The sequence below is a fragment of the Paenibacillus chungangensis genome (assembly GCF_042675905.1).
In the GTDB taxonomy this organism is placed as follows: Bacteria; Bacillota; Bacilli; order Paenibacillales; family Paenibacillaceae; genus Pristimantibacillus; species Pristimantibacillus chungangensis.
In genome coordinates this window covers 60,186-85,964 of record NZ_JBHTJZ010000021.1, presented here as the reverse complement: position 1 = coordinate 85,964, position 25,779 = coordinate 60,186, and the positions used below count along the sequence as shown (strand labels likewise).

Annotated in this window: 20 protein-coding genes; 11 read left to right on the top strand and 9 right to left on the bottom strand. The window is 50.3% G+C overall.

The features are described 5' to 3' along the window. Nucleotides 1-45: 45 nt before the first annotated feature. From ACFQ2I_RS13960 to ACFQ2I_RS13950, 3 genes are all read left to right on the top strand, one after another. Nucleotides 46-807 (top strand): DUF4184 family protein, encoded by a 762-nt coding sequence (locus ACFQ2I_RS13960; RefSeq protein WP_377565004.1) that lies wholly within the window; start codon nt 46-48, stop codon nt 805-807. Between the two features lie 75 nt (nt 808-882). Beyond that, a complete protein-coding gene (locus tag ACFQ2I_RS13955; RefSeq protein ID WP_377565003.1) occupies nt 883-1,917 on the top strand; it encodes an LLM class flavin-dependent oxidoreductase in 1,035 nt (344 codons plus the stop codon). Between the two features lie 99 nt (nt 1,918-2,016). Then, on the top strand, nt 2,017-3,228 hold the full coding sequence (locus ACFQ2I_RS13950; protein ID WP_377565001.1) for an MFS transporter: 1,212 nt from the start codon (nt 2,017-2,019) through the stop codon (nt 3,226-3,228). 270 nt (nt 3,229-3,498) lie between these two features. Here ACFQ2I_RS13950 and brnQ read toward each other — a convergent pair whose 3' ends face one another. Then, entirely contained in the window at nt 3,499-4,833 is a 1,335-nt protein-coding gene (gene brnQ, locus ACFQ2I_RS13945) for a branched-chain amino acid transport system II carrier protein (RefSeq protein ID WP_377565000.1), read from the bottom strand. A 203-nt stretch (nt 4,834-5,036) separates the two neighbouring features. Here brnQ and ACFQ2I_RS13940 point away from each other — a divergent pair, with 203 nt between their 5' ends. Both ACFQ2I_RS13940 and ACFQ2I_RS13935 read left to right on the top strand, forming a co-directional pair. After that, entirely contained in the window at nt 5,037-5,747 is a 711-nt protein-coding gene (locus ACFQ2I_RS13940; protein ID WP_377564999.1) for a hypothetical protein, read from the top strand. A gap of 1 nt (nt 5,748) precedes the next feature. Next, entirely contained in the window at nt 5,749-7,314 is a 1,566-nt protein-coding gene (locus ACFQ2I_RS13935; RefSeq protein ID WP_377564998.1) for a DUF4127 family protein, read from the top strand. 345 nt (nt 7,315-7,659) lie between these two features. Here ACFQ2I_RS13935 and ACFQ2I_RS13930 read toward each other — a convergent pair whose 3' ends face one another. From ACFQ2I_RS13930 to ACFQ2I_RS13905, 6 genes are all read right to left on the bottom strand, one after another. Continuing rightward, complete coding sequence (locus ACFQ2I_RS13930; RefSeq protein WP_377564996.1) at nt 7,660-13,023, bottom strand: RICIN domain-containing protein; 5,364 nt, start codon at nt 13,021-13,023, stop codon at nt 7,660-7,662. A 42-nt stretch (nt 13,024-13,065) separates the two neighbouring features. Continuing rightward, nucleotides 13,066-13,869 carry a metallophosphoesterase family protein gene (locus ACFQ2I_RS13925; protein ID WP_377564995.1) on the bottom strand — a complete coding sequence of 268 codons (804 nt, stop codon included), beginning with the start codon at nt 13,867-13,869 and terminating at the stop codon, nt 13,066-13,068. Nucleotides 13,870-13,953: 84 nt separating this feature from the next. Next, nucleotides 13,954-14,667, bottom strand: coding sequence for a histidine phosphatase family protein (locus tag ACFQ2I_RS13920; protein ID WP_377564994.1), 714 nt, complete (start codon nt 14,665-14,667; stop codon nt 13,954-13,956). Between the two features lie 2 nt (nt 14,668-14,669). After that, nucleotides 14,670-16,022, bottom strand: coding sequence for an ABC transporter substrate-binding protein (locus ACFQ2I_RS13915; RefSeq protein ID WP_377564993.1), 1,353 nt, complete (start codon nt 16,020-16,022; stop codon nt 14,670-14,672). Between the two features lie 98 nt (nt 16,023-16,120). Then, complete coding sequence (locus ACFQ2I_RS13910; protein ID WP_377564992.1) at nt 16,121-17,002, bottom strand: carbohydrate ABC transporter permease; 882 nt, start codon at nt 17,000-17,002, stop codon at nt 16,121-16,123. Then, nucleotides 16,992-17,924, bottom strand: coding sequence for a carbohydrate ABC transporter permease (locus tag ACFQ2I_RS13905; protein WP_377564991.1), 933 nt, complete (start codon nt 17,922-17,924; stop codon nt 16,992-16,994). Before ACFQ2I_RS13905 ends, ACFQ2I_RS13910 begins: the two co-directional genes overlap by 11 nt. A 398-nt stretch (nt 17,925-18,322) precedes the next feature. Here ACFQ2I_RS13905 and ACFQ2I_RS13900 point away from each other — a divergent pair, with 398 nt between their 5' ends. From ACFQ2I_RS13900 to ACFQ2I_RS13890, 3 genes are all read left to right on the top strand, one after another. Further along, complete coding sequence (locus tag ACFQ2I_RS13900) at nt 18,323-19,171, top strand: AraC family transcriptional regulator (protein ID WP_377564990.1); 849 nt, start codon at nt 18,323-18,325, stop codon at nt 19,169-19,171. Nucleotides 19,172-19,370: 199 nt separating this feature from the next. Beyond that, complete coding sequence (locus ACFQ2I_RS13895; protein WP_377564989.1) at nt 19,371-19,511, top strand: hypothetical protein; 141 nt, start codon at nt 19,371-19,373, stop codon at nt 19,509-19,511. Between the two features lie 242 nt (nt 19,512-19,753). After that, nucleotides 19,754-20,188 carry an SRPBCC family protein gene (locus tag ACFQ2I_RS13890; RefSeq protein WP_377564987.1) on the top strand — a complete coding sequence of 145 codons (435 nt, stop codon included), beginning with the start codon at nt 19,754-19,756 and terminating at the stop codon, nt 20,186-20,188. 379 nt (nt 20,189-20,567) lie between these two features. Here ACFQ2I_RS13890 and ACFQ2I_RS13885 read toward each other — a convergent pair whose 3' ends face one another. Together ACFQ2I_RS13885 and ACFQ2I_RS13880 are read right to left on the bottom strand one after the other, a co-directional pair. Next, nucleotides 20,568-21,224, bottom strand: coding sequence for a M15 family metallopeptidase (locus ACFQ2I_RS13885; RefSeq protein ID WP_377564986.1), 657 nt, complete (start codon nt 21,222-21,224; stop codon nt 20,568-20,570). A gap of 134 nt (nt 21,225-21,358) precedes the next feature. Further along, the gene (locus ACFQ2I_RS13880) at nt 21,359-22,405 is read right to left on the bottom strand and encodes a LacI family DNA-binding transcriptional regulator (protein ID WP_377564985.1); all 1,047 of its coding nucleotides are present in this window, start codon (nt 22,403-22,405) and stop codon (nt 21,359-21,361) included. Nucleotides 22,406-22,562: 157 nt separating this feature from the next. Here ACFQ2I_RS13880 and ACFQ2I_RS13875 point away from each other — a divergent pair, with 157 nt between their 5' ends. The 3 genes from ACFQ2I_RS13875 (at nt 22,563) to arsB (ending at nt 25,777) form a co-directional block, all read left to right on the top strand. Beyond that, complete coding sequence (locus tag ACFQ2I_RS13875) at nt 22,563-24,116, top strand: FAD-dependent oxidoreductase (RefSeq protein ID WP_377564984.1); 1,554 nt, start codon at nt 22,563-22,565, stop codon at nt 24,114-24,116. A 268-nt stretch (nt 24,117-24,384) separates the two neighbouring features. Then, complete coding sequence (locus ACFQ2I_RS13870) at nt 24,385-24,705, top strand: ArsR/SmtB family transcription factor (RefSeq protein WP_377564983.1); 321 nt, start codon at nt 24,385-24,387, stop codon at nt 24,703-24,705. 13 nt (nt 24,706-24,718) lie between these two features. Beyond that, the gene (gene arsB / locus ACFQ2I_RS13865) at nt 24,719-25,777 is read left to right on the top strand and encodes an ACR3 family arsenite efflux transporter (RefSeq protein WP_377564981.1); all 1,059 of its coding nucleotides are present in this window, start codon (nt 24,719-24,721) and stop codon (nt 25,775-25,777) included. The last annotated feature ends 2 nt before the right edge of the window (nt 25,778-25,779 follow it).

Sequence of the window (25,779 nt, the reverse complement as noted above, 5' to 3'; positions counted from 1 at the left end):
CTATTTATGACGCTTATGCTGTAAGTATGGGATAGGAGAAAATTTATGCCCTTTACATTTGCTCATCCACTCTATGCCGCTCCGCTGAAGCGGATTGCACCGCGGATGTTCAGCCTGACCGGCCTTGTGCTGGGAAGCATGTCGCCGGACTTTGAGTACTTCATTGCACTGGAGCCTCACCAGACGATAGGGCATACTGCCACCGGGCTGCTGCAGCAAGCTCTGCCGCTGAGTCTGCTGCTGGCATTCATGTTCCATTGCATCGTGAAGAATGCGCTCATCGAGCATCTGCCGTCATGTCGGGGGTGGAGCGCCCGAGCGAAGACGCTTGCGCAAGCTTATCCGTGGCGATTCGATTCGTGGCGGGATTGGCTTGTCTTCGCAGTATCTGTAGCGATCGGCTTCTATTCGCATGTATTCATCGACGGCTTTACGCATGCGACAGGTGCCTATGTCCAGCGATTGTCGATGTTGCAGCAGCCCCTGCTGTTGGAGCTTCCCGCCTATAAAATATTGCAGCACGGCCTGTCGTTGATTGGCTTGTCCACAGGGCTGCTTGTTGTATTCCGGCTCTTGAAGCGGATGCCTGCCAAACATTCAGAGACCTCTGCTCCCTCTGCACGAAATAAGCTGTTTTACTGGGGAATAGTTGCTGCAACGACTGTCGCAACGGTGATGGGCAAGCTGCTTGTCACTTCCAGCTCGAATGTGATCGGCATCTTCGTCGTTGCCATCATATCCGGCTGTGTGCTAGGCGTGCTGCTGGCTTCAATTGTAGTTATGGTAAAGAACAAGTATAGCCATTGACTAGAGGTAACTGTATAGAATAAGATTACAGTACCCATAGTGGAGCAATCTGAAGAGATAAAGCAGGTGGTAGACTTGAGTAATAAAGGAATTATTGATGAAGCGGATCGGCGCAATGCCTCGTTCGGCATCCCGTTATCCGTACTTGACCTGTCGCCGATACTGGCGGGCGGCACTGTGACGCAGTCCTTGCGGAATACGCTGGATCTGGCACAGCATGCGGAGCAATGGGGGTATCGCCGCTATTGGCTGGCGGAGCATCATAACACGCCCAGCGTAGCGAGCTCCGCGACATCGCTTGTCATCAGTCATGTGGCGGCGGGAACGTCGACGCTTCGCGTAGGCTCCGGCGGGATTATGCTGCCGAATCACGCCCCGCTTGTCATCGCAGAGCAATTCGGCACGCTGGACGCGCTCTATCCCGGCCGGATCGATCTGGGATTGGGCCGGGCGCCAGGGACGGACGGCTTGACGGCGAAGGCGCTGCGCGGCGAGCGCGGCGGATCGGGGCACAACTTCCCCGAGCTTCTGGAGGAACTGCAGGCTTACATGAATCCAGAGGGAGCAGCAGCGAAGCCGCCTGTAAGAGCGATTCCAGGCGAAGGGGCCGATGTCCCGATCTGGCTGCTGGGGTCCAGCGATTTCAGCGCGCTGCTCGCTGCGAAGCGGGGCATGCCGTTCGCCTTCGCGGGACACTTCTCGCCGATGTTCACCGTGCCAGCGATGAATCTGTACCGCAGCAGCTTCCAGCCGTCATCGGAGCTGGAGCGGCCGTACGGCATGGTGGCCGTCAATATTGTCGCGGCCGATACGGATGAGGAAGCGGAATACTTGTCTACGTCGCTGCAGCAGGCATTCCTGTGGCTCATTCGCAACAATCCGCAGCCTCTGCCGCCGCCAGTGCGCAGCATGGATGCGTTATGGACGCCGCAGGAGCGTCATGCGCTACAGCAGCAGCTCGGCGGAACGATTACGGGTAGTCCGGCCACACTGAAGGGGAAGATCATCCGCTACATTGAAGCGACGGGAGCGGATGAGCTGATGATATCGTCGCATATATACGATCATACTGCGCGGCTGAAGTCCTATGAGATCATTGCGGGACTTTAAGCTGCAGGTCAATCAAGCTGCATAATGGGCATATGGATGGATAGGTCGAGATCAATACAAACAAAGATAGATTAAATCTAGGGTAGGGTGAGACAACCAATGTCACAACAACACACAGGCGGCGGCCGGATGCCGCTGCTAATGCTCAACATGTTCATTGCCATGCTGGGCATCGGCCTTATTATTCCCGTATTGCCGGAATACTTGCGTGAATTCGGCGCAGGAGGTTCGACAGCGGGTTATTTGATCGCCGCATTCGGCATCACGCAATTCCTATGCTCGCCCATCTTCGGGGAGATGTCCGACAAGTACGGACGCAAATGGATGATTGTGACAGGGCTTGCTCTGTTCACGATATCCAATCTTATATTTGCCACTGCTGATCACATTGCCATGCTCTACGTCTCGCGCTTCGTCGGGGGCGTAGGAGCGGCGGCGATGATTCCATCTATGCTGGCGTATGTTGCGGATATTACGACGGAGGAGAATCGGGGCAAGGGGCTAGGCCGGATCGGCGCAGCTATGTCCTTCGGCTTCGTTATAGGTCCTGGAGCGGGCGGCTTCCTGGCGGAGCTCGGCTTGCGCGCGCCGTTCTATGTGTCGGCGAGTGTCGGCGTGTTCGCCGTGCTGTGCACAATGTTCTTCGTGCCGGAGTCGCTGCCAATGGAATCCAGACTAGCGGCCAGAGCGTCAACAGTGAAGCGAGATTTCATCTGGGTGCAGATCGCCAAGTCCTTCAAGGCACAATACTTTATTCTGCTCGTGCTGGTATTCACGCTGAACTTCGGCCTGCTGAACTTCGAGGCGATCTTCCCGATGTTCGTCGATGAGAAGTACAGCTATACGGTTCGCGAGATTTCACTTATTATTACGATCGGAGCAGGCGCGGGTACATTGATTCAGCTGTTCTATATGGGCAAGCTGATTGACCGCTTCGGAGAGCAGCTGCTGATCAAAGCGACGCTGCTGTTGTCGGCCGTAACGCTGGTGCTGATGCTTCTGTCGGGCAACTTCTACTACGTACTGCTTCTGACGACGTTCTTCCTGACGCTCACTTCCATCATGCGGCCGGCGATCAATACACTTCTGTCGAAGTCGGCGGGCAACGAGCAAGGCTTCGTGGCCGGCATGAACAACGCCTATATGAGCTTGGGCAATATATTCGGACCAGCTGCGGCAGGTACGCTGTACAATCTGCACTTGAACGGCCCTTACTTGTTGGGCGCAGTCGTGTTGCTGTTCAGCCTGTTCCTGGCGATGTCGAGAGCGGGGCGCGGCTCGCAGACGACTAATGTGAAGTTAGGCGGCTGACGCTTCTGCTATTGCTGCTGACGGTTCAGATGATGTGTGCAATCCAAACTATTGATCGCGGAAAAACAGATTGCTGAAGGTGCAGAATTACTTGATCATAATGCAGTGATGGATAGAATTCGGAGGAAAATCGATGCCGCAAAAGATTAATATTAAATATTCTTCGGCAGCGGTTGATGATATGGATGAGATTTTCTCTTATATATCACAAGAAAATGTTTCAGCTATTTCTATCGACAGGCTAAGTATAGGGAGATCTAGCGGATCTCCTTATACTTTTTTTCTTCCCGGCCCCATACTTGAATGCTCCGGCAGCAGAAGTCCTATCAACCCTCCCGCGCACGCTGGAATCAACCAGCCCAATCCGAGATCATACAGGGGCAAGTACAGGTTAAACCAGTCGCTCAGCTGCACGATGTCAAGCGGCGTATCTTCAAGGCCGTCGACGAGACTGATCAGGAACGTAAGCAGCAGGCTAACCATGTATACTGCACGCTTGCCCTGAAACAAATGATGAAGGAATGTAAGCAAGATAAGCACGATAGCGAGCGGATATAAGATCGACAAAACAGGCACGGAAAACTGAATTAATTGCTCTAGTCCAATATTGGCGAGCAGGGCGCTTACAACAGTCAAGCCGATGCAGAGTTGCCTATACGACAAGGCTGGAATGATCGTCTGAAAATAGCTGCTGCAAGCGGTGGTCAGGCCAATGCTTGTAGTCAGACAGGCAAGCAGCACGATGATGCCGAGTACGAATCCTCCGAATGTGCCGAAATAATGGCTGGTCACCAAGTTGAGCACCTCGCCGCCATTGGCTAGCACACCAAAGACGGATACACTGGTAGCGCCCATATGAGCCAGAGATGTGTAAATGACGGCGAGCATGGACGCTGCAATCAGCGTTGCTCGGAAGCAGACGGACAGAATGCTTTTACGCTCAGTAACTCCCTTAGCCTGAATCGTGTTGATGACGAGAATGCCGAATACCAATGCCGCAAGCGCATCCATCGTCAAATATCCCTCTTGAAACCCTTTGAAAAAAGCTTGTGAAGCATAACCGGACTCCGGTTGTTGCAACTCTCCCATAGGCAGCGTAAAGGATGCAATAGCTAGTATTGTGATGCATGTAATCAAGATAGGTGTCAGTATCTTGCCTACAATGTCAACCATTCTTGCCGGGTTAATGGAGAAGAGCAAGGTCACTCCGAAGAATAATACGGTAAAAATGGCCATTCCTAGAGAGCTATGCTCAGATCCGATATAAGGCTTAAAACCTATTTCGTATGATATACTGCCGGTTCTCGGCATGGCAAACAACGGTCCAATCGTTAAGTAAAGCAACGTTGTGTAGCCTAAGGCAAACCAGGGATGCACGCGATTGGTCAATGCGAGCAAATTTTTCAGACCGGAAAACCCGAGTGCCAACGTGCCGAGCAAGGGCAGCCCAACGCCCGTAATCAGGAAGCCCAGATTGGCTTGCCATAATTGATTCCCTGCGAACTGACCCATCATGGCCGGGAATACGAGATTTCCCGCTCCGAAGAACAAGGCGAATAACATAAATCCAATGGTCAACGTACTGCTAAACGGCATGCGATGCATAGAATGTCTCTCCTATATCAAATAATGAAATAAGGCCTCTTTATGGTAGCATCTCAACGCTGCATTTGCACTGTATAAATCTTCTTGATTTTATAAAGTCATCGATCTACCAAAACATCTCATCGACCTCCCCTATGTCTTCGGCCGCGCTGGATGTACCATGAAGGGACATTGGATATTTTACAAGCTAGGGGGACTCGGTAATGAGAAAGGCAACAGAGCTTCTGAAGCAAAAGATTTCACTCTTTGTGAGTTTGCCTGCGAATCAAATTGACATGTATGAAGCGGCGTTGCATGGCGGCGCCGATGTCATTAAGGTGCATATCAACGTGGAGCACCGGGCCAGCGGCAGCCGCTTCGGAACGTTGGAGGAGAATCTGCCATTTCTTGAGCAGATCGCCTCAGAGCGCAAAGTTCCACTGGGCATAGTGCCCGGTGATTCTGCTGAGAAGGTCAACGAGGAACTGATTGAAAGTCTGGCTAATTTGCAATTTGACTTCTTCTCCCTATATACGCATCATACGCCGGCTTGGCTAATGAACGATTCCAGATTGTCCAGAATGATAGCGGTGAGCAACCAATATGGCTTGGATCAAACCTCTGCACTGTCTTCTATCGGAGTTGATATACTGGAGGCATCGATTATGCCGCCCGAAAGCTACGGCTCGCTTCTGACGGCTCAGGATTTGGCTGCTTACAGGTTGTTGGCGCAAGCGGTTGACAAGCCCGTCGTTGTCCCAACGCAGAAGCTTGTTCGTGAATGCGATCTGGAAGCGTTGGTGCGAACCGGGATTCGAGGCATCATGATTGGAGCGATTGTCACTGGCAAAGAGCCTGAGTCGATCTATCGCGCCACGAAGCGATTTAAGGAGCTTCTTGCGGGGATAGAAGAGCAATTGGAGGGGGAGCGGTAGCATGAACAACCGAACAATTGGCGTGATACCGCTGGATAACCGAGCTTGCTGCTTTCAATTTCCGAAGCGGATTGGAGCAATCGCCGGATATGACATTATCCATCCTCCAATTGAAGCGCTTGGCAACTTTATGGATGCCGGTGACAGTGAGCGGTCGAAAGAGTGGATCCGCAAGCAAGCCGGCTCCGTTTCATGTCTCGTACTCTCCATTGACCAACTCGCCTATGGCGGATTGATCGCATCCCGAGCAATGGATCGAACATTGGAGCAATGCAAGGAATTACTAAGCATCATCCCGGAAATCAAACGCGAGTACCCGAACCTGAAAATTGCGGCAGCGAGTGTGCTGATGCGATTGTCCATTACGTATAAGAATAAAGAGTTTCTGGAATACGGCATGATGATCTTCAAGTATTCGCAGCTTTATGACAAGGTTCATCGGTTGGGAGAGTCAGAGCTGCGGGAAGAGCTGGAGCAGTTGCGCGAGTGTATACCGGCACATATTCTGCAGGAGTACTTGGAGGCGCGCAAACGGAACCACGAGATGAACAAGCTGATTCTCGATTGGTGCGCACAGGGCATTGTTGATTATGCGGTCATTACCCAGGAGGACGCGAGCCCTATAGGCATGCACCTGTCTGAGCAGAAGCTGCTGATGGAACAGATTTATACGAGCAGAATCCAGCATAAAGCGATGGTGTATCCCGGGGCGGATGAAGCCGTTCAGACCTTGCTCATTCGCATGATTCAGGAGCTTGAAGGCAAGCAGGCGCGAATTTATCCCAGGTATTCGTCGACAGCCGGCAAGCTTGCGGTAGCGGACTTTGAGGATCGTCCTGTTGAAGAGACGGTGAACTGCCATATTTTAGCTTCCGGAGCTGTGCGTGTGGATCATCCTGACGAGGCGGATATTGTGCTTATTGTCAACACGCCGGAACCCGATGATCGACCTCAGGATACCAAGGCATATTTCAACTCGCGCCATAACTACTGGGACATCGTGCAGGGGATCAAGCACGAGATTTCGAGGGGCAGGAACGTCGCTGTTGCGGATGTGGCCATCTGTAATGCTTCCGACCTGGAGCTTGTGCAATATGTTTTGGAGGAAGGCTTGTATCTGGAGCTTATCGCTTATGCCGGATGGAATACAGCCGGCAATACGCTGGGCACTGTGCTCGGTCATGCGGCTGCCCGCTGGCTTGGCATGCAGGATTCAGCCTTAGCTCATAAGTCCGCTCCATATCATTACACCTTTATGTTGGAACGGCTGCTCGATGAATGGGCTTACCAGGCACAGGTGCGAGGGGAAATTAACAAGTGGATCGATACGGAGCTTGGATTGAATCCGAACCATTTGGAGAATCAATACCTTATCGTGAATGAGAAGGTCCAGTTGCTTATGAAGGAGAAATTCGAACAGGTAAGAACAGTGCTGTTGCAGCAAATAAACCGCACGAACAGGGACGGCATCGGCGTTGCAGATTTCCATATGAAGGATGTCCGCTTGCCTTGGAATCGTACATTCGAGGTCTCTGTTGTCGCAGATTGCAAATTTAAGCAAGCTTAAATAAAGATGAATAATAAAAAAATGAATGTTGCAAGGGGTGTCCCATAAGCCATAAGCTGATGGGGGGCACCCCTTCTTTTTGTCCTTGGCATAGAAATAAGCTCTGCTAAACGGGAACAAGTTTTCGAACCAACAAAATCTTAGGATCTTAACTTTTGCAGCTTGAAATGGGCAAATAAGCCTTGATGTAGCTGGGTGAAACAAAGAAGTCGATCGGTGGAAGCGGCAGGGCGGGGCATAACTCGTGAAGGAATATTCGAAGGCTTATCGCGCTCGGTGACGGAAAGAGGAAGACCACCTGCTGAGCAGTTGGTCTCCTATGGGTGTATTGAGTAGGCTTCCCTACTAAGACTTAACGCGATTTAAGCTAAAGTTGAGGCCGTTCGCGCTTCCGGAATTGAACCACATCAACAGATTGGCTCCCGGCGAGACTGAACTGTGACTGATGTCCAGGAATATCCCGCTTCCTGCGTTGATCAGGTTGTATTTCGTGCCGTTCTGGACGATCCACCAGCGCTGGGCCGGGGTATCGTTGCTATCTTTCTGTGCTACCGGGTTGCTTAGAACATTGACGCCGTTCTTATTCTCCATGACCTTTCCGGTAAGGTAGTTGGTTATTTTGTAAGATCCGTCGCTCTGCCGCTGGAACAGGAAGATCTGCTCCTTGGATCTGTTCGTTCCCTTCGTAGCGGTTTTGAACTGCGTGCCGTTGTTCGAGTCAGAGATGCTGATATTGGTTGCGTTTGTGTTGTTCGTGATGAAGTAATAGGCGTCCAGTATTTTCACGGGAACGATCGGCCTCCATACCGCGTATAAGGTGATGCTGGAGTTTGCGGTATAGCTCTGATTCGGAGTGTATACCCTAGTCGTTCCTGCGCTGTCGGTATCCCACCCGTTAAAGTAGTAGCCTTTTCGGGTCGGGATCTCCTTAGACAGATTCAGATTGACGCCGCTAACCTTCATCTGCGGTACAGGCGCGCCCATGCCGCCGCCAACGTCATAGCGTATGGACAATCCCGCCGGATTCAAGCTGAAGTTGAGGCCGTTTGCACTACCGGAGTTGAACCACATCAACAGATTGGCTCCCAGCGAGACTGAACTGTGGCTGATGTCCAAGAATATGCCGCTTCCTGCGTTAATCAGGTTGTATTTCGTGCCGTTCTGGACGATCCACCAGCGCTGCGCCGTGGTATCGTTGCTGTCGTTCTGGGCCACCGGGTTGCTCAGCACATTGACGTCGTTCTTGTTTTCCATCACCTTTCCGGTGAGGGAATTCGTGATCTTATAAGTTCCGTCGCTCTGCCGCTGGAACAGGAAGATCTGCTCCTTGGAGCTCAGTGTTCCCTTCGCGGCGGTTTTGAACTGCGTGCCGTTGTTCGAGTCGGCGATACTGATATTGGTTGCGTCCGTGTTGTTCGTAATGAAATAGTAGCCGTCCTCTACCGCGGCAGGAACGATCGGCTTCCATACCGCGTACAAGGTAATACTAACGTCTGCCGTATAGCTCTGATTAGGAGTATACACCCTGGTCGTTCCCGCACTGTCGGTATCCCACCCGTCAAAGTAGTAGCCCTCTCGGGTCGGGATCTCCCGTGACAGATTCAGATCGACGCCGCTCACCTTCATCTGCGGTATAGGTGCGCCTGTGCCGCCGTTAGCATCGTACCGTACGGACAACCCTGCCGGATTCAACGCGAAGTTGAGGCCGTTCGCGCTTCCGGAGTTGAACCACATCAACAGATTGGCCCCCGGCGAGACTGAACTGTGACTGATGTCCAGGAAGATCCCGCTTCCTGCGTTAATCAGGTTGTATTTCGTGCCGTTTTGGACGATCCACCATTGCTGAGCTGCGGTGTCGTTGCTTTCGTTCTGGGCTACCGGATTAGCCAAAACATTGACGCCATCTTTGTTTTCCATCACCTTTCCGGTAAGGGAATTCGTAATCTTATAAGATCCGTCGCTCTGCCGCTGGAACAGGAAGATCTGCTCCTTGGAACTGATCGTTCCCTTTGCGGCGGTTTTGAATTGCGTGCCGTTGTTCGAATCGGCTATGCTGATATTGGTTGCGTCCGTGTTGTTCGTGATGAAATAGTAGCCGTCCGCTACCGACGCAGGAACGATCGGCTTCCATACCGCGTACAAGGTAATACTGGCGTCTGCCGTATAGCTCTGATTAGGAGTATAGACCCTGGTCGTTCCCGCGCTGTCTATATCCCACCCGTCAAAGTAGTAGCCCTCTCGGGTCGGGATCTCCCGTGACAGATTCAGATCGACGCCGCTAACCTTCATCTGCGGTATAGGCGCGCCCGAGCCGCCGTTAGCATCGTACCGTACGGACAACCCTGCCGGATTCAACGCGAAGTTGAGGCCGTTCACGCTTCCGGAGTTGAACCACATCAACAGATTGGCTCCCGGCGAGACTGAACTGTGACTGATGTCCAGGAAGATCCCGCTTCCTGCGTTGATCAGGTTGTATTTCGTGCCGTTCTGGACGATCCACCAGCGCTGCGCCGTGGTATCGTTGCTGTCGTTCTGGGCCACCGGGTTGCTCAGCGCATTGACGCCGTCCTTGTTCTCCATGACCTTTCCGGTAAGGGAATTGGTAACTTTGTAAGATCCGTCGCTCTGCCGCTGGAACAGGAAGATCTGCTCCTTGGAGCTGATCGTTCCCTTCGCGGCGGTTTTGAATTGCGTGCCGTTGTTCGAATCGGCTATGCTGATATTGGTTGCGTCCGTGTTGTTCGTGATGAAATAGTAGCCGTCCGCTACCGACGCAGGAACGATCGGCTTCCATACCGCGTACAAGGTAATACTGGCGTCTGCCGTATAGCTCTGATTAGGAGTATAGACCCTGGTCGTTCCCGTACTGTCGGTATTCCACCCGTCAAAGTAGTAGCCCTCTCGGGTCGGGATCTCCCGTGACAGATTCAGATCGACGCCGCTCACCTTCATCTGCGACGCCGGCGCGCCTGTGCCGACGCCCACATCGTAGAAAATCTGATGAGTATTGAACTTTAAGTCAACAATTACCGGATAATGATCGGAAGCGTTGATTGAACTATCGTTTACGTATACCCTATGAGTCAGGGCAGTCAGGCCGTTTGGACTATAGAAAACCAAATCTTCATTGACGCCGTTTGTTTGTCCGCTTCCAATCGTTTGGTATGTGCCATACCCCGGGGTATGTTTGACCTGAGCATTATCGGTTGCCTCTAGATAACCGTTTTGAATGACAAAGTTATAGGGCTGATTCGGTTTCCAGAAATACCAGTCTCCGCTAAGGATAACAGGGATTTCTCCGTACTTCACCAACAATTCATTTACTCTATTGATCGTTTGCTCGGCAAAGAAAGTAAATTTCCCTCCCGGCATGTGCTGAGGGCCATAATGGTTATTCGAGACGAGGAAGACGTGGCCAGTAGCCAGTTCCCTGAACAATCCCCATGTAAGGTGGTGAAAGTATACCAGTTCCCCGTCGTAAAGCCTATAACCCGAGTCTATGACCTCATATTTGTCGGTACGGTATGCGATGGGAGTCTCATGATAGGACCCTAATCTCGGATCATTCAGTGCCGATAAGTCGTACGCGTTCTCAAAAGGCGCTTTATCAATCGTATAATAATCTTTAATTAGATCAACAATTCGATAAGATATATCATTCAAGAATTCATTAAAGGTAATTATGTCCGGCAAAGTCGCAAGGTAAATATCCGCCTGAAGCTCAGCGCGTTGCTGGAATGAATAGCCGTTTACGAATTCCGGAGAATGAAAGAAGATATTGCTCTGCAAGACTTTCAGATCCGTATCGAAGGGAGACAATGCAAACGCCTCCGTCTTGCAATCGCCAGACAGATTGAGGCCATTTCCTATCGCCAGGCCGCTCAGCCCCATTATATACGCTTCGAACGCATCTTCCGCCTTGTCACCCGACATCTTGCCCTGGCTTACGATCAGCAACTTATCTCCGGCGGGCTTAACGGTATAGTAGACATTAGGCCTGTCATACTCCGTGTAAACGTCGCGGCTGGCCTGTCTTGATGTGCTGCCTACTAAAATTTCATAGTTGCTTTCAGGCATGGTATCAGGAACGACCTCTAAATTGGCACCTGTTTTATTCAGGAGCATGTCGCGCACGTTGATTGCCGACTCCTTTGAATAAACCAGCTTCGAGTTGTAGACGATTTTATACTCCGTAATTGGATTGCCGTTAATGGTATAGTCTGAAGTTCCGCTGTCCCATACGTCTTCTTCCACGCTGTCCTGCATAATATGACCGGCGTATACCTTTATGTTTTTAATGGCGGACTTTACTGTACTCGGAGTCGTGGCATCGGCAAAGACATCTTGAATAGCTAAGGCAAGAACATCGCTGGTATACCCGGATTCAAGATGTCTCTGCAGCGGTTTGCCCACATCTCCACTAAGTAGATTAACTCCGTTGATGTAAACGGTGATCTTATAACCGTCGATTTCGATAGCCACATTCGTGTAGCCATTGTCGACATATATGCTGCCATTCTGCTTCATAGCGTCGGAATACTCGACATAAGACGAATAACCGTTAGGATTCTGGCCGTACAATAAGTTCCCTTTGCCCTCGGGATTGTCCTCAAAGCCGGCCGAGCTCATGTATGAACCGTTGGTGCTAATGCGAAGTCCGGTGCCCGCGTCTACAGGCATTTTATTTTGATAGGTTACAGTATATTTGGAACGGGAATTAAGGGAAAGGTTAGTATAGCCTCCGTATAAAGCTTGGTTTGCAACATAGTGTCCGTATAACGTTTGGCCTACGACGCTTTGATTCAATGTCGATATCGTCGCGCCTTCATGCGCGTCATAAGAGTAGGTCGCCATGTTCTCGGAGGATTGGTGAGAGATACCCGGCGTATATATCGTGCCCTGCGCTCCGGTTGCAGGCTGCGTTAAATCGGACAGCTCAAGCAGCAGCTCGCCGTTAGCCTCGGGCGTTAGTCCACCGCGAACCAACAAGCCATCGTATACTTTTACGTCATTGAGGCTCACGGAAACGTCGGTGCCGAATGTAAACAGGATCATCGATAAATTCTCGGTTCCGAAGTCCAGAACCGGAGTGGCACCGACAAATTTATAAATGCCGCCCGATCTGATATAGCATGAGATGACGCCTGTTTCGCCATCCACTTCATATTTAAAGTATTGAGTCGCTCTTCCATCCTGATCGATCACAGTATCCCTTGGGGGATAGGTAACGAAACGATACCCTTCAGGACCCTGTTCGCGACTGCCAATTTGATAGCGTGCCACATACATCTGTCTGGAGCCGAAGGTGCTAAAACCATAAGATAAGGCGCCGTTACCGTTCAGGTTTTGTGAATCGTTAAAGGCATGGACGCCCGCGCTTCCCGAAGCTTCATCTGTACTTCGGATTATCGAGAACTCCACTGTATAGCTGTTGTTCGCGAGAGGTAGATTCGGAATTTCACCGCCCCAGAAATAGCCTGATCCAGCGGCGCCGGTAATCGTCACCGCAGAACCGTCCTGTGAAACATCTACATCAGGAGTTCGTAAGTCGGCTTTACTCTTAAATCCCCAGATCGGATCATTGAAATTGGCCTGGTACAGCAATTGTCCTTCCTGAGATTCGAGAGCCTTCGTAGATGCAGGTATAGACGGGAATAGAGATATAGTCAAAAACATCGTGAGCAAAATGGAGATTAACTTATTATTCATAATAAACCCCTCCTCACAAAGTAATTTCGAGGCAGATTCTGTTCAAAACTCAAGCAATACACGCCGGGAAGGGCGGCCCTGGTTTCGGGTGCTGTCATATACGGAGGCGGTTATGCCGTTGGATCCCACCTCAACTACCCAATAACAGGTGCGGGTCCGCCCGTCCACCACCGACCGCAAAGTGTGATAACCAATGCCGTTCTTGACGCTCTTACGCCCGGAGTGCATATGTCCCTGAAGCACGACCAGGGGTTTGTTGCAGTTTTCCAGTATGCGGCGCACCTCGGCAGCGTTTCTGATGACATGGGGGTCCTCGAAGTCATCCAGCAGGGCGTGCACCATCAACACCACGATATTCGGCTTTGCTGTCGCCAAATCGGCCTCAAGCCAGTCCAGTTGAGGACGGGGCACGTAGCATTCGTCCCATTGAGTCGCTTCCGGTCGGTAGTGCATGCCCTGGGCGTTGAAGTTGCAGTCCAGCGCTATGAAATGCACACCTTTGTGGTCAAAGGAATACCAGGTTTGTCCGCCCGGCATTTTCCACAGCTCGGCCAGTTCGGCGCTAGGCACCGAGTCTACGTCGTGGTTGCCCAGTAAATAATACATGGGACCGCGAAATTCTCGCATGACCGGCATGATGGCGGCCAATGCCTCTCGGCCTTTGTCCGGCCGGTCGGGCCAGTCGATGAGGTCTCCCAGATGTATGCAAAAATCTACTGACATGGCGTTAAACGCGTCAATACATTGTCGCGTTTTTCCCAAAGCATTCCGGTAATACCGTCCCATCCGCATGGGGCGGTCTGCATATTGTATGTCTGCGAAAAGACCAAAGCTGAATGGTTTCATCGCATTGCTCCTCCGATCGTTGGGGTGTGACCGAGCCGCTTGCAACGATAAAACGCAGCCCCGGATTTCCGGGGCTGGGTTCCGTCATTGGAAATTGTATAGCAGCCCGCTCGTATTGGTGTTCAGCCCTTGTGAAGACAGGTGCGAGGTATCGCCGATACACACCAGCCTCGGGTTGACCCGATGCTTATCATACTGCTCCATGAGCACCGTGGACACTGAGGTAGGCGGCAACCATACAGAGCGCCAGAGAGCTGCCACCGGTATATCCATGATCATCGACAACAGAGCCAGTCCAGCCCCATGGTGACAGAATATCGCCACATCGTTGCCCAAGTGCGGAATATCGGTCGTCCAGCCCTCGTCGGTCATCTGAATGTGAGACTGCCGCAGCCATTCGATCCAGCCGTTGCGCAATTCCCGGAATCTGTTTGCGGTTTGGGGCTGGGGGAACAGATCGCTGTGAGTCCCTTGGTTATCTTTCACTCCCTCGGCCCGGCGCAGCTGATGTCCCGGCAGATTCCAAATCACCACCGGATCTGGCAGCGCGCTTGAGAGGGGGCTGGATTTTAATTCACCCATCTCTCTTATCCATTCCAAGGTTTGCACTGGCAATCCTTTTATCTCGGCGGTATACCGAGCCGTTGCCTGGGCCCGCCCCATAGGAGACGAAAAGATGCGCACCAGCGGCAGGCGCTCCATGCGCACAGCCAGCGCCTGAGCTTCAATTTTGCCCAAGTCTGTCAAGTCATCATTTAGGTAATCAGGGTCACCATGTCGAATAATATGCAGTCTCATGTTTAGTCGGCCAATAAGGCTTGAGCATCTTTCTGTGCCTGTTGGAGCGCAGCGGCGATGTCGGCGTTGTTCAGATAGATCTCATCAAAGACGTTATTGATCAGGGTGTTCATTTCACTTGAATTTTTTCGGACCCGATAAACCTTCTCCAGGGTTGGAGCGAGCTTTGATAACTGCTCATACTGGGGCTTCTCTTCGAACAAGGTCTTAAGTACAGGCTCTTCGTAGGCTAATTTATTCACTGCGAAATACCCGCTGACGGCCATCCACTCCGCGGCAGCTTCCGGACCGGTCAAGTATTTCACGAACTCCCAGCTGGCGTTGATCTCTTCCTGAGGATGCTTGTTCAGGATAATTAAGCCTCCGCCGCCCATGACGTTAACCGATTCTTTGCCGTCTTTAGCGGGAACTGGAGCAACGCCAAAGTTGAAATCAGCAGTGTTCACAATATTACCCAAAGAGCCACTGGTGTTTAGGATGACAGCGGAAGTCCCCGCTATGAAATTCTCAGCTACGCCGCCGTAGCTTTTGTTCATTTTGACCAATCCGTCGTCTTGCAGTCCTTTGAAAAACTCTACTTGTTCAATGTGTTCGGGACTGTCGAGGTTCATGTTATCCAAGTCCTTATTGATGTAGCCGCCGTTGGAGCGGACCAAAGCCTGACCCATCCACCCATCATCCATAAACTCAAACGGGATAAGCTTGGAATCATGGGCCTTGATAGCCTGGGTAACCGTTTCTAATTCGCTCCATGTAGTTGGAGGGCTTTCAGGGTCTAGGCCAGCGTCCGCCAGAACCTCTTTGTTATACAGCATAATGCTTGAGCTGATCTGGTACGGCATGGAGTGCTGAAAACTATTATTGGTAGGATCGACGAAAGCAGGGAAGAAATTCGGTATATAATCGTCCTTGAAACTGGAAGGTTCCTTGGCGATCATGTCATTAATATTCACCAACGCGCCCATTTCGAGAAGCTTGTGCGAATCACTGGCGAGAACTACATGAGGGGCATTGCCGCCGTTGACGGCCGTTAACGTTTTTTCCATCGTTGCTGCGTAATCGCCTGTGAAGGTGAAGTTCACGTGGATGTCGGATTGCGACTCATTGTAATCATTCACAATCTTCTCCATTGCAACGGCCAAGGGGCCCGAAGCCTGGATAGGGAAATAATAGGACAACTCAATCGCCTCTCCGTTACTAGCGGATGAGGAGGCTTGCGGGGCGGTGCTGGCAGACGACTGAGCGTCCGGTGTTGTGGACGTATTGCCGCTGCAACCCGCCAGGAAAACGAGGATGAGGGACACCGCAGTACAAAGCATTGCGGACCTATTGTTGCTTCTGTTCCTGTTCTTCATGATAAATTAATTCCTCCATTTCAATTTTTTATCACACACATCAAACGTGCATAATACAAAGTTAAAGCATTGCGGAGCTAGTGCTAGGTGGCAGGGGGTTACTTAATGCCCGAGGTAACGAAGCTATTCACCAGTTGTCGCTGGAAAAACACCATGGCTAACAAGAGGGGCATGATCACCAAGATCGCCGCAGCCATGGTCAGCCCCCATTCCGAGGCGCTTTCTGCCTGAGTCCCAAAGTAGGCCATGCCTACGGCAAGGGTGCGCTTCTCCACCGATTCGGTAATAACCATGGGCCAGAAGTAGCTGTCCCATTGATACACCAGCGATGTGATTGAAAACGCGATGATGCGGGATTTGATCATAGGAATGCCAACCACCAGCATATATTTGAAATCGCCACAGCCGTCGATACGGGCACTGTCTTTCAACTCTTTGGGGATCTCCAGAAATGCACCGCGGAATATAATGATACAAACAGCCGAGGCAAAGCTAGGGAGAGCGATGCCCAGCAGGGTGTTATACAGGTTCATCCCGTTGATGATGAGGTAAGTGGGCAGCAACAAGCTTTCTCCGGAAACCAGCAGCCGCGCCAGAACGAACAGGAAGAAAAAATGCTTGAACCTGAACTTAAAGCTGGAGAAGGCGTATGCAGCCGGAATGCCGATACAAAGCTGGGCAACCAGGATTCCCAGCGCCACCACGATGGTATTTTTATAAAAAACACCCCAAGGCGCGCGACGAAGCACTTCTTTCATATTCTCCACAAACATGAACTCCGACGGGATGATGGCAAGCGGGTTCTTCAGCACGTCCAACTGACCTTTCATGCTGCTGATGATAATCCATGCCAAAGGGAACAGAAATATAAGACTGGCCATTACAATAATGGCGTTAATAACTACCATAGACACAATTTTCTTGCGTTTGGCGACTGCGTTGCTTTTGTCCAGGCTAAGCTTTGCTGCTTCAACGCTCATAACTTACGCTCCTCTCGCCATACCGCAGATAAATGATGGTAAAGGCAATCAATACCGCGAGAAACATCGTGCTCACCGCACTGCCGTAGCCAATGCGTCTGTTAACAATACCTTCCTGATAGATGTAGTACATCAGCACATTGGAAGAATTGCCCGGCCCCCCCTGTGTCATGATGGCGACGAGATCCATCGACTGAAAGCTGCTAGTAATAGACAGAAGACAGACCACAAACAGTGTGGGCATTAGCATGGGCAGCGTGATCCGGAAATAGAGCTTGACCCGGTTGCTTGATTCAAGTGCCGCAGCTTCATAATAATCTTGCGAAATATTCTGCATTCCCGCGAGAATTAGCAAAAAGCTGAACCCAAGCGATTTCCATACCGATACGATGATAAGCGACAGCAGAGCGTAATCAAAGCTATCCAGCCAAGGTATACGTTGATCCAGCAGCAGGTTAATGGCGCCGCGGTAAGGGTGATACATGTACATCCACACCATTGCAGCGACCGCTATGGGCAACACAAAGGGGTAGAAGGCCGACATCCGGAACAATGTGCGGAATTTAACGAGCTTGCTGTTGGCTATCGCTGCAAATAATAAGCCCAGTGTTATGGTGAGAGTGACCTGAGATAGCCCATAAATGCCGGTGTTCCCAACAATGCGCCAGAAGTTCCTATCCTCATTAATAGCGTCATAGTTTTCAAAACCGATAAATTGCATTTGGGTGAAATCGACGTTCGTATCCATAAAGGATAAATATACGGTTCGCAGCATGGGATAAATGCTGAACGTACCAAAAATGACTACCATGGGCAAAATATAGAGATACGGTTTAACATCCCATTTGCTCAATGAACCTTTTAACAATAGCTTTCCTCCGTTCCCAATGAATTGATGGTTTGCGCAAAATGAAACATCCATTATTAGAACCATCAAACTTGCCGATAAATGGGTAATACTGTCCTTTCAATTAGGTGAGTTTTCGCATACATTCTTAAAAGTTATCCAATTATTTCATGCTAGCCCTGAAATGTAAGCGCTGCTATAAAATTGTACTAAGTTTTTGTAAATCAAGTGAATTCGATCTTTCTTTCTGTTAATTTTGTCTTATCGTCCTCAATCACCTCGATTATGAAATATCATTGAAAACTTAGAGTGAATTGTGCGTAAGGTTAAATGACATTTGCAAATACTTATAACAACGTCACTTATTCCTTCTAAATCATATCGCACTTGATCTGGATAGGAAATGTCAACAGGTAGTCTATTTTTATCATTTTGTAGTCTGTTTAATAATTCGTTTAAGGAGTGCTTGGAACATGCAGGAAACGCCTTTAGAGTTTATCGATATTTGGTATTACAAACCCGATGGATTTGCCGAGCTGGGCGGAGTATGGCCCATTCGTATTGGAACTAATATTGCAAAGCCTAATTATCGGAATGGACCACGTCAGACTCCCTATTGCAATATTCATTTCATCCATGAAGGACATGTCAAACTTATCTATAACGGAGGGCAAGTCGTTTTGGGCAAAGGGGATATGTTTTGTAAATTTCCGAACACGATATATACCTATCGAATTGCGAATCCAGAGCATCCTCTTCGAATGACATGGATTACTTTCGACGGCCTTCAGGCAAGGGAAATATTGTTGATGACTGGCTTTGCAGATGAACAGCCCTTCCAGAGGGGAACGGTGGATAAAGATATGGAGTTGTTGCTGCAGCAAATGTTTCAACGGTGCAAAGGAGACAGCCGCAAACAACTGATGACGATGTACAGCCTTATGTATCGTATATTCAGTAAGCTGCTGCCCGACGCTCGTTCGAGCGATGCTGAGACGCCAAGCGATTGGGTAAGCAAGAGCCTGGATTTCATCCATGCCTTTTATACGGAAAAAATCACAGTTGATGATGTGGCGAGGTATGTAGGTCTGCACCGAACATATATGTCGAAAATCTTTACAAGGGAAGTCGGGATGCCGCCTTCCGAGTACTTAATAAAGACAAGGCTCGAACAAGGCAAGAAACTGTTGCTGGAGAGTGCGTTGTCCGTGACCGAAATTGCCTTATCCGTCGGCTATCCCGATATCTATTCCTACACCCGCGCATTTACGCGCCAATTCGGCAGTTCTCCGAATGCAATTCGCAAAGAGGAGAAAGCTTGAAGCTTGAATATACAACTCAACTTTCATAGCTTGAAAGCCTTGGAATTCTTTTTGCAGGCGCAGCAACAATTTGGACTTTCAGTTCTTTAAGAGCTGCTTTGCCGGATGGGATCCCAACGTCTCGGCATTCTCCGAGGGTGGTTATCCGGTGTTGAAGGGCATATGGGTCTCCCAGTAAGAGGATGCAGCACCGCCTGTCATGTCGGGAGCGAATGTAGAAGCAGATGCGCTCAACCGGTTAGTGCTGGACTTTGACGAGGCGGTTCAAATGACGGATGTCTCGGGACTGACCGGCAAAGTGGATGGGATTTCGGTGCCCATCACTTCCGGAAACGAATAACTTCGAATTCGTTCCTTCGAGCATGGGGGAGCGATCGTGCAGGGCAAGTCGGCTTCGGCATTCGCCCGGGATCAGAAGATTATGCGGACGGAATTCGCGGCGCTGCTGGTGCGTTCGCTTGGATTTATCTATTTCCCTTGACCTCGAATATCCAGTTAAAGTATATTCATTGTGACTAAAGTATGAAGGGGAACAAGTGAAGATTGAATCATATACTGGATTACGATGAGGAGGCTATTCATATGGGGACAAGCAATCCTGTAACGATAACGGTAGAAGCTATCGTTCAAGCACCGATCGAGCAAGTATGGACATTCTGGACGGAGCCGGAGCACATTACGAATTGGTGTGCAGCATCCGATGACTGGCATGCGCCAAGAGCCGAGAATGATTTGAGAGCAGGTGGGAAATTTGTCACAAGAATGGAGGCGAAGGACGGCAGCTTCGGTTTCGATTTTGGCGGCATTTATGATGAAGTGAGGGCGAACGAATTTATTTCGTATACGATGGAAGATGGAAGAAAAGTTGCAATTACTTTTGTTAGTCAGGGCAATGACACGAAGGTGGTTGAAGTTTTCGACGCGGAGACGGCCAACTCCGTGGAAATGCAAGAAGCGGGCTGGCAGGCGATCTTGAATAATTTTAAAGCGTATAGCGAAGCGTCGAAGGGAAGTTAGAAGAGTCTACAGGAGCGGATGTAGCGGTTGTCACTGCGCTTAATCGGCTCAGAATGGGTGAGTATGCAGGACTGAGAGATTGGAGAAGTTACCGCTACGGCTGCTGCTCTGGCGGTAAGCCATTATGCGAGACCAGCTATTAAGGGAGACGTGCCCGAGAGGCCTAAGCGTCTCCCTGTTTACCACAATATAGTTTATAAATTTCGAATTGAATACCCGAAGCTATTGGAATGACTCGTGCGTGTCTGCATTGTATGCAGCCAACACTAGAGTGGCGAAATCTCGAGCGAGCTTGTCCCCAGTGCCTTACACCGGAGCGTCGTAAAGGTGTATACGAGCAGGAATAAAGTAGTAAATGTACGCCGTAAAGGCGTATTTCTCATTGACCAGGCACGACTGCCGCTTCATGTTCATCAAGGGGATAAAAACCGCGCTGAAGCTGATGAATCGTATAGCCGAAGTCCATCTGCAAATGCGGATAGTCCTTAAAGCTCTTCCAATCCCCGCCCCAGCTGAACCCCAGCCCTTTCGCAACCGCTACGACCTCCAACCAGTCTGCATGCTTGTTCTGGTTCCCGTCGTATTCCAGATCCCAGATCAGCTTCCCTTTCTTCGTCTTCAGTGCAAAATCGATGGCAAGGCCATAATTGTGATACGATTCTCCACCCTTCGCATGCGTCACGATCGGTCCGTCGGCTGAGCGCCCTTGCTGGAATAAAGTGTTCTGCTCGTGATGGCTGCGGAACCCATCAGTAATGACGACATGAATGCCGAGCGCCGTACATTCTTTCACCAATTGCTCGCTCAGTTCATGCACGACAGGATGCAAGCCGATAATAGACGGCGGCTTCTGCTTCGCCCACGGCAGCAGCCTTTCTACTTCTTCATAGCGGTTAACGAGCAAGGCCGCTAGTGTGAATAGAATGAGCAGTATCAGCAGCGCGTTCCGGCTCCGACGCTGGCGAGGCGACGGCGGCGGTGTGTGAGATGGTGGTGCGTGCGGCGGTGTATGCAGCTGTGGCGAATAGGGGGACATAGGCATCTCCTTGCTAAGCGGACGAGTAGGTGTCGCTAGTCTTCTTCGTTCCCATTATTATATGACGATAGAATGCTATATTCCAGCCCAAAGATTTGCAGCTCTAGCCGAGGAATTCTGGCCTATGGCCAGCTTCAAATACGGCGTACCGTCTCTCCTTCATAGAACCCGCCTTGAAGCAAAATGTGCTCGTAGGGCAGATAAGGGTTGGCAAGCCGCCACAGCATACGCTCGGCGCCGCGAATGCCTGCTTCCCGTATGAGTAGCTTGGGTCGTGTCAGTTGCGGTAAAAATTCGTTGCGCGTATGCTCCAAGCTAACTAAAGAATAGTCATGCGGGATCTGCTTGCCGTTCATGCTGCAGGCATGATATACCCATGCGACTTGCTGATTGGCGCCATTCAGTATCGCCGTCACTTCACGCCTGGCCAGCTTCTCCGAGATATCCGCCATCCACTCTTCCTTCCGTTGGAATCTGCCCGTGACATGCTCGCTACTGTCCGTCACGATACCCGCCTCCTTCAGAGCAGCTACGAATGATTGCCATCGCAGCTTGAGGCCCCTGTAACGATCAATGGAGCCTACGTATAAAATCTCCCGATGGCCGTGCGACAGCAGGTAGCGAACCGACTGGTGAATGGAAGTTCCTACGTCCCATACAACACTGTCTACTTCTGCCGCAGGAAGCGGGAAGTTAAGCATGACACGTGGGACGGGCAGTTGCAACAGCTTCTGCTCTAAATGCGATTCTATCAGCGGCGGTACGAATACACCGTCCGCATGTCTCAGATGATGCCTCTCCGCCCACTCCTCGAACGATTCTTCCAGGTCGTGTTCAAATGCATGAGGCAGCAATACGGTTTCGATTGTATGGCCATGCTCAGACAGCTTTTCCTGCAAGCCCCCCAGCAGCAGCTGATTCATATCGGAGGATAAGGCCCCGCTTGTAATGACCAACTTGAAGTTTCTCTGCTTGTGCGGGAATAACGGAATGTTCTCCATTACGAGCGTACGCTCCTGATCCTTCGTGCGGTAGCCTGCCTTCCTGGCGGCTTGCAGCACAGCTTCACGCGTTTCCTCCGACATACCCGGCAGTCCGCGAAGCGCTTTGGATACTGTATGAACAGACAAGTGAAGCTGCTCTGCCAGATCTTGCAGAGTGACTGATTTTTTGCGCGGCATCGTTCTGCTCCTTCTATGTGAATGTAATTACTTCAATTTATAGCACAAGAAACAAGTAAAATGAAACAAAAGTATAACTAAATTTAAATTTCTTTATTCGATATAATGTAAGCGAAAACTGCAAATAGCATATTTTCTGAGAGGTGGAATGCAGGTTATGACAGACTTTCGGAATTTGAAGTATTACGTGGAGACGCCTCCGCTTGACGCTCCTGTCTCCGTAGAAGCGGATCTGTGCATCTATGGCGGCTCCTCCGCCGGCATTGCTGCCGCCGTACAGGCGCGCCGGATGGGATTGCGTGTCGTCATTGCGGAGTTCGGCAATCATCTGGGCGGCTTGACGACCGGCGGGTTAGGCGCTACTGACATTGGCAATAAGGCGGCAATCGGAGGCATTTCCCGCGAGTTTTACAGTACGCTGGGCACTCATTATGGGACAGAGACGGACGGCGGTACACAGTGGACATTCGAGCCGAGCGTTGCAGGGCAAGTGTATCAGAGATGGCTTGAGGAGAATGAAATTGAGGTTTATTGTCAGAGGCGCCTGAAGCAGGTGGGCAAAGGCAGCGATGGGCGGATCAAGGAGCTGATCATGGAGAATGGTGATATATTCAGGGCCGCCATGTTCATTGACGCGACATACGAAGGGGACCTGATGGCCATGGCCGGTGTTTCCTATCATGTGGGGCGTGAAGCCAACTCCGTCTATCAAGAGACGTTGAACGGTGTTCACTACGGCCACCCGCATCATCGCTTCGAGACGTGGATCGATCCGTATCGGATTCCCGGCAAGCCGGACAGCGGATTGCTGCCGGGCGTAACGGATGCTCCATTGCTGAAGCAAGGAGAAGGGGATGCCAGTGTTCAAGCTTACAATTTCCGTATCTGCTTGACGAACATGCCGGAAAATCGCCTTCCATTCCCTCAGCCGCCGGGTTACGATCCTGATGAGTTTCAGCTGCTGGCCAGATATATTCAGTCCGGCATATGGGATGCGATGCAGCTCCATAAGATGATGCCGCGCGGCAAGAGCGACCTGAACAATCGCGGAGCGGTGTCCACCGATTATATCGGAGGCAATCACAAGTGGCCTGAAGCTTCTTATAAGGAAAGAGAAAAAATCTTCCAGGAGCACTTCCGTTACAATCTGGGCATGCTCTACTTCCTGGCCAATGATGAGAGCATACCTAAAGCGATTCGTAATGAAGTAAGCGAGTGGGGGTTGCCTGCGGACGAATATCCGGCAACGGGACACTGGACGCCTCAGCTCTATATCCGGGAGGCGCGTCGTATGATCTCCGATGTCGTGATGACGGAGCAGCACTGCCGCAGGCTTACTATCGTTGAAGACCCGATTGGTTTGGCGGCATATGGAATTGATTCGCATCACTGTCGCAGAGTGGTGATCGACGGACGTTGCGTCAATGAAGGGAATGTGGAAATTCATACGCCGGCTCCATTCCCTGTGTCTTACCGCTCAATCGTGCCGAAGCGCGGGGAGTGCGCTAACTTGCTGGTACCAGTCTGTTTGTCTTCCTCCCATATTGCCTTCGGGTCTATACGCATGGAGCCGGTCTTCATGATACTGGGCCAGTCTGCCGCAACGGCTGCTGCGCTTGCGCTTGAGGCGGACATCCCTGTACAGGACGTCGATTACAAGCCGTTAAGAGAGAGACTGCTTGCGGACGGACAAATTTTGGATTGGGCATAGAAACACTATCGGCATTTTCAAAAAGAAGGTCATTCGATTGCACAGACTTAGCTCGCCGACGCCATTAACATAGTACTGGGTCGACGCCACTATGAGAGTGTCTGAAAGGAAATCGGCTCTATATCGATCATATTGTGAGTGTTCAGCTGCAGCCGTAATGGCTGCAGCTGTTTTTTCAGTGGTGGTTTAAGTTTAAAATAAATAATCCCTTGATTATATAAGTATATATTTATATAATGATTAAGAGCACAAGGAGGTGTACCGATACATGATGGTTTCAGTAGAGGTAATGGCGGAACAGTTTAAGTTATTGGGTGATAAAACTCGATTGAAAATCGTCGCATTAGTATCTCAACAACAAATGTGCGTATGTCATTTAGTGGAGATATTGCAAACGACTCAGCCGAATATTAGCCAGCATCTTCGTAAATTAAAAGACGCAGGTTTAGTGGCTGAAGAGCGAAGAGGACAGTGGATTTATTACTCCCTTTCGATTGAAGATAAACCTCACTTAAAAGAGGTGCTACAGTATTTGCCGCAGCCAGGGGAAGAAGAACAGAAAAAAATAAACGCGACGTTGTGTGAATAAGGGTGTGGATGAAATGAGTCAAGGAAACACGAAGAAACTCTCCTTTCTGGATCGCTATCTCACCTTTTGGATATTTGGAGCAATGGGCATTGGGTTAGGATTAGGTTACCTGGTTCCTGATTTCTCTGAAGTGCTTTCCAGCATGCAAATTGGAACAACTTCGGTGCCGCTGGCCATCGGTCTAATCGTAATGATGTATCCGCCGCTTGCAAAGGTGAAGTATGAAAAGCTCGGACGGGTGTTTAAGGATTGGAAGGTACTCATTCTGTCCTTAGTGCAGAACTGGATTATCGGTCCGGTTTTGATGTTCGTTCTAGCCATTCTATTCCTTAGCGATATGCCTGAATATATGATCGGACTGATCATGATTGGACTGGCAAGATGCATTGCCATGGTTTTGGTGTGGAGCGACCTTGCAAAGGGAGACCCTGAATATACAGCAGGTCTTGTTGCATTCAATTCCATCTTTCAGATCTTTTTTTATTCTGTGTTTACGTATGTGTTTATTACGGTATTGCCAGGTTGGTTTGGGCTTGAAGGCGCTGTTGTCGATGTCTCCATGGGACAGATTGCTGAGAGCGTGCTGATTTACTTGGGGATTCCGTTTGCAGCAGGGCTACTTACACGCGTGATTGGGATCAAACTGAAGGGGCAGAAGTGGTATGAACAAGTGTTAATACCGAAGATTAGTCCCCTTGCCCTTATGGCATTGTTATTTACAATTGTGTTGATGTTTACGCTTAAAGCAGAAATGGTTGTGGAGTTGCCGTTCGATGTGGTGCGTATAGCGATTCCGATGATCATTTATTTTGTCATTATGTTCTTGGTATCCTTCTTCTTATCGAAAAAGTCGGGCACCTCTTATCCAGTCGCTTCATCGCTATCCTTTACGGCTGCAAGCAATAACTTCGAATTAGCGATAGCTGTAGCCATTGGCGTATTTGGTCTGGATTCAGGGGTCGCATTTGCCGCGGTGATAGGACCGCTTGTTGAAGTGCCGGTGTTGATTGGGCTTGTCAATGTATCGCTTTGGATTAAGCGGAAGTATTTTGAGCCCGCAATAATGAAATAAAG

What these genes read in the sequence shown, in the direction of transcription:
- ACFQ2I_RS13960 (WP_377565004.1), top strand. Translation starts at nt 46, where the DNA reads ATGCCCTTTACATTTGCTCATCCACTCTATGCCGCTCCGCTGAAGCGG.
- ACFQ2I_RS13950 (WP_377565001.1), top strand. Translation starts at nt 2,017, where the DNA reads ATGTCACAACAACACACAGGCGGCGGCCGGATGCCGCTGCTAATGCTC.
- brnQ (WP_377565000.1), bottom strand. Translation starts at nt 4,833, where the DNA reads ATGCATCGCATGCCGTTTAGCAGTACGTTGACCATTGGATTTATGTTA.
- ACFQ2I_RS13940 (WP_377564999.1), top strand. Translation starts at nt 5,037, where the DNA reads ATGAGAAAGGCAACAGAGCTTCTGAAGCAAAAGATTTCACTCTTTGTG.
- ACFQ2I_RS13935 (WP_377564998.1), top strand. Translation starts at nt 5,749, where the DNA reads ATGAACAACCGAACAATTGGCGTGATACCGCTGGATAACCGAGCTTGC.
- ACFQ2I_RS13930 (WP_377564996.1), bottom strand. Translation starts at nt 13,023, where the DNA reads ATGAATAATAAGTTAATCTCCATTTTGCTCACGATGTTTTTGACTATA.
- ACFQ2I_RS13925 (WP_377564995.1), bottom strand. Translation starts at nt 13,869, where the DNA reads ATGAAACCATTCAGCTTTGGTCTTTTCGCAGACATACAATATGCAGAC.
- ACFQ2I_RS13920 (WP_377564994.1), bottom strand. Translation starts at nt 14,667, where the DNA reads ATGAGACTGCATATTATTCGACATGGTGACCCTGATTACCTAAATGAT.
- ACFQ2I_RS13915 (WP_377564993.1), bottom strand. Translation starts at nt 16,022, where the DNA reads ATGAAGAACAGGAACAGAAGCAACAATAGGTCCGCAATGCTTTGTACT.
- ACFQ2I_RS13910 (WP_377564992.1), bottom strand. Translation starts at nt 17,002, where the DNA reads ATGAGCGTTGAAGCAGCAAAGCTTAGCCTGGACAAAAGCAACGCAGTC.
- ACFQ2I_RS13905 (WP_377564991.1), bottom strand. Translation starts at nt 17,924, where the DNA reads ATGGATGTTTCATTTTGCGCAAACCATCAATTCATTGGGAACGGAGGA.
- ACFQ2I_RS13900 (WP_377564990.1), top strand. Translation starts at nt 18,323, where the DNA reads ATGCAGGAAACGCCTTTAGAGTTTATCGATATTTGGTATTACAAACCC.
- ACFQ2I_RS13895 (WP_377564989.1), top strand. Translation starts at nt 19,371, where the DNA reads ATGTCGGGAGCGAATGTAGAAGCAGATGCGCTCAACCGGTTAGTGCTG.
- ACFQ2I_RS13890 (WP_377564987.1), top strand. Translation starts at nt 19,754, where the DNA reads ATGGGGACAAGCAATCCTGTAACGATAACGGTAGAAGCTATCGTTCAA.
- ACFQ2I_RS13885 (WP_377564986.1), bottom strand. Translation starts at nt 21,224, where the DNA reads ATGTCCCCCTATTCGCCACAGCTGCATACACCGCCGCACGCACCACCA.
- ACFQ2I_RS13880 (WP_377564985.1), bottom strand. Translation starts at nt 22,405, where the DNA reads ATGCCGCGCAAAAAATCAGTCACTCTGCAAGATCTGGCAGAGCAGCTT.
- ACFQ2I_RS13875 (WP_377564984.1), top strand. Translation starts at nt 22,563, where the DNA reads ATGACAGACTTTCGGAATTTGAAGTATTACGTGGAGACGCCTCCGCTT.
- ACFQ2I_RS13870 (WP_377564983.1), top strand. Translation starts at nt 24,385, where the DNA reads ATGATGGTTTCAGTAGAGGTAATGGCGGAACAGTTTAAGTTATTGGGT.
- arsB (WP_377564981.1), top strand. Translation starts at nt 24,719, where the DNA reads ATGAGTCAAGGAAACACGAAGAAACTCTCCTTTCTGGATCGCTATCTC.